This is a genomic window from Insulibacter thermoxylanivorax (genome assembly GCF_015472005.1).
Classification (GTDB): domain Bacteria; phylum Bacillota; class Bacilli; order Paenibacillales; family DA-C8; genus Insulibacter; species Insulibacter thermoxylanivorax.
This window is the reverse complement of the sequence record NZ_BMAQ01000024.1, coordinates 1-3,206: the sequence shown is the minus strand read 5'-3', so window position 1 is coordinate 3,206 and position 3,206 is coordinate 1. Positions and strand designations below refer to the sequence as shown.

The window sequence follows — 3,206 nt, the reverse complement described above, 5'->3', positions numbered from 1 at the left end:
CATGACCCAGCATACAGGAGGCGCTTTTTCTTTTCAAACCGCATTTTAATTCATTACAGGAATAGCTCCTTACCGCGAAATAACCGGTCGTTATAAACTGAAGCGGCACCATCGGCTGATTGCCCACGGCAGATACGATCGGATAGGCTTGCCAGTCCGCATCGTCATCCGAGTTGCGGCTTCCTCCGACATGGAACGATCCCCACTGCTCGCCGTACATGATGCCGACCTTACCTTCCCAGATATCATTGCGCACCTGCTCACCCTTCTTGATCGCAAAGTCCGGATCGATATGTCCCTGGCGATACAGCTCCTGCAGCACAGCGAGCGCCTTCTTCACCTCGGGTTGGATGCCGCCGTACACGAGTCTCCCCGAGCTGTCCTCGATCCACAGCTGCGGATACGCCCCATAACCTGCCATGAAGCCATGCAGGCCAGCCACAGGATCCCACAGATAGTTGGTAGCGGCGATGCCATACGTATCATGCAGGCCATTGCGATCCGGGTCCTGTTCCGCAAACGCTCTCGAAATCGCCAGCAGGTCATCCATCGTGTGGGGCGGTTCCAGTCCGAGTTTCTCCAGCCAGTCCGTCCGGATCCAGATCACGCTCGCCTTGTCGATCGACGAATCATTCTGCGGAATGCCCATCAACTTCCCATCGATCGTCGCCGCCTGGAACGGCCCGAGCCCTTCCTGGGTCAGGATCTCTCTCGTCAGATCCGTTGCGTACAGGTTGAAGGCTTCCGTCAGGTCCTGGATGTGACCGGCATTGCTCAGCATGCGCAGCTGGCTCGGATTCACCCGGACGACATCCGGGATGTCACCGGAGGAGATGGCGATGCCCAGCTTCTGCCGATACGTATCTCCTTTCTCGATCCAGTCATAGACGATCCTGATGCCGAGTACATCCTCATAGAGCTGTGTCCATCGGTTGCTCGTCAAGGTTTCCTCGGGATGTATGTTCGTGATCTCCTCGATGAAAACACTGTCCTCACCTGTAAACGACAGCGTAATCACAGGGTCATAGCGGCTCAGCCCCAATTCATCATAGTAGTGACTGGAGGCTTCATCCTGAGGCTGATCGTCTGGTTGATTGTGTTCGCATGAGAGCAGCGCCAACAAGCACACGGAAACATACAGCAGAAGCTTGACCACTTGGCCGACCGGTCTTCGCATCAGTTGTAACCTCTTTTCACTATGATTGACGTCAATAATAGCTATTGTCCTTATTATTCAATCTGTTTGCTTGGAATACAACGAGCAATTCTTGCGTTTGTCGCCCATTCTTTACTAATCGCATGTCAACGCTCTCCGGTGAAGTTCTCCTGATCATCATTGATGGTTATCAGCGTGAATCGCACAAAATGCCTTTATGTTTTAAGAATATTGGGTTATAATCGATCATATATTAGTAATAAATTCAGGAACATTTTACTTTGATTGTATGATTTATTTTTAATATACATCTATTACGTCTTTGGGGAGGGCGAGAAATGTGTGGATCTTTATCATCGTTTTCATAGGCATTGGTCTTCTATCCCTCATTAGTCCAAGGAGCTCATGGTTCTTATCGAACTGGTGGAGGTTTTCCGGAGATGCGGAACCGAGTGATTTCTCGCTCATCCTGTATCGAATCGGAGGAATCATTTTATTGATCGTGGGGATCGTGTTATTCTTCCAATATGTATAGATAATCCGTATAAATGAACGTATAAATGAACACATTCGTGACTTCATGCCAGAACTCCTGCCTCATTTGTCCCGGATTGCGACTATACGGTTGCTATTCACCAGCCGGACGGTTTCAGATTCCCTTCTTGCTCAGTCCCCTGAAATAAATAGTGGACGGAAACGAACTGCACCCAACGGTTAGACACATTCTAACAGTTGGAGGTGCGGTTCATTTCCGTCCATTCTTATTCCATTGTGCCTTCAGGCGGCATGGCGGCAGCTCGCCATCTGCGCTTTCCAGACAGCCCCTTCTATGCGATGCATCAATGATTAATAAATATCACTGACATCATAGATTGTCCAACCAAGCGGGATACCTTTAACAAGCGCTGTGACAGTCGCTTCCGCCACAAATTTACCTTTCGTTGCATCTATATCCCACGAACCCGATACATCCGTTAATCCAGGTGAAGGCCAGGCAGGAGTATGATAGGCTTCGTCACTGTTCATATAATCATACCACTGCTCAATCTGCCTGCACAGCATGGCGTACTGCTCCAAATACATGGCTAGCTCATGCTTGGCCGCCATAGCGCCTTCCGTGAGGCCGATGGATTTTTGGGCTTTCCGGTAGAGCAGCTCCGCTCTCTTGGGGCCTACAGCTCGTTTCACGTCATTCTTCTTCCAGATCGCCACGACTGTTGTTTCACCGGCGGCGATGACATCTTGCGGCAGCGGAAAGTGCTGTAACGTAATGAGCGAGGCCTTGCCTTCCCAGTCTTTAAACACTTGTGTATATTCGGGAAAGAAGCGATCCAGCCAATTGTGGATTCTTCCTTTCACGCGGTTCAAATCCCCGCACAGACGGTCTCGCTGGTTCATCAGCACTCGCAGGTCAGCGTAAACGCCTTCCGGCAGCTGCGGCTGTGTATAGCGTCCGTCGATGACAAGCTTGGCGACGACTTTCGCATCTTTGATGTCATTCTTGGTCGGCAAGTTGTCGTCCAGTTCCTTGCTTTTCTTGACGTGATGCGGGTTTACCAGTACAACTTCAACTCCGTACTGCTTCAGAAAGTGAAACAGCGGGAACCAATAGTGACCAGTCGGCTCTACGCCAAGCAGCACGTCCGTCAGTCCATGCTCTTGCTTAATGGATTCCGCCCACGCCAGCAGGTTCAACAAGCCATTCTCATCGTTCTGGAATAAGCAGCGCTTGCCGAGCTCGATTCCTCGGTAATTAAAGGCTCGAACGACGTGGTTGTGTTTCGCGATGTCGGTTCCGATGACCAGTGTCGTTTCAGAAATTCTCGAAATTCGTTGATTTTGCTTGTTCGATTGGTTAAACTTCATAGTGAGCGTCCTCCTCTTAATTAGGGCAGTGAATGATCATTCCATGACCCAGCATACAGGAGGCGCTTTTTCTTTTCAAACCGCATTTTAATTCATTACAGGAATAGCTCCTTAATAGAATAAAAGGTCCTAACATTCGTTTGGGCCTAACTCTCATTTATAGGATACATTACCTATGCTTTAA

At 49.6% G+C, this 3,206-nt stretch carries 2 protein-coding genes and 1 pseudogene; 1 reads left to right on the top strand and 2 read right to left on the bottom strand.

What is annotated here, in order from left to right:
- Positions 1-1,177: extracellular solute-binding protein (locus tag PRECH8_RS09950; protein WP_200966957.1), on the bottom strand; the 1,177-nt coding region annotated here is incomplete at its 3' end.
- A 319-nt stretch (positions 1,178-1,496) separates the two neighbouring features.
- On the opposite strand from PRECH8_RS09950, the gene PRECH8_RS14785 reads away from it, so the two are divergent.
- Positions 1,497-1,691 (top strand): DUF6199 family natural product biosynthesis protein, encoded by a 195-nt coding sequence (locus PRECH8_RS14785; protein ID WP_371871201.1) that lies wholly within the window; start codon positions 1,497-1,499, stop codon positions 1,689-1,691.
- 502 nt (positions 1,692-2,193) lie between these two features.
- On the opposite strand, the pseudogene PRECH8_RS09945 reads toward PRECH8_RS14785, so the two are convergent.
- Positions 2,194-3,022, bottom strand: a pseudogene (locus tag PRECH8_RS09945) (IS110 family transposase); the annotation flags it as partial.
- Between the last annotated feature and the right edge of the window lie 184 nt (positions 3,023-3,206).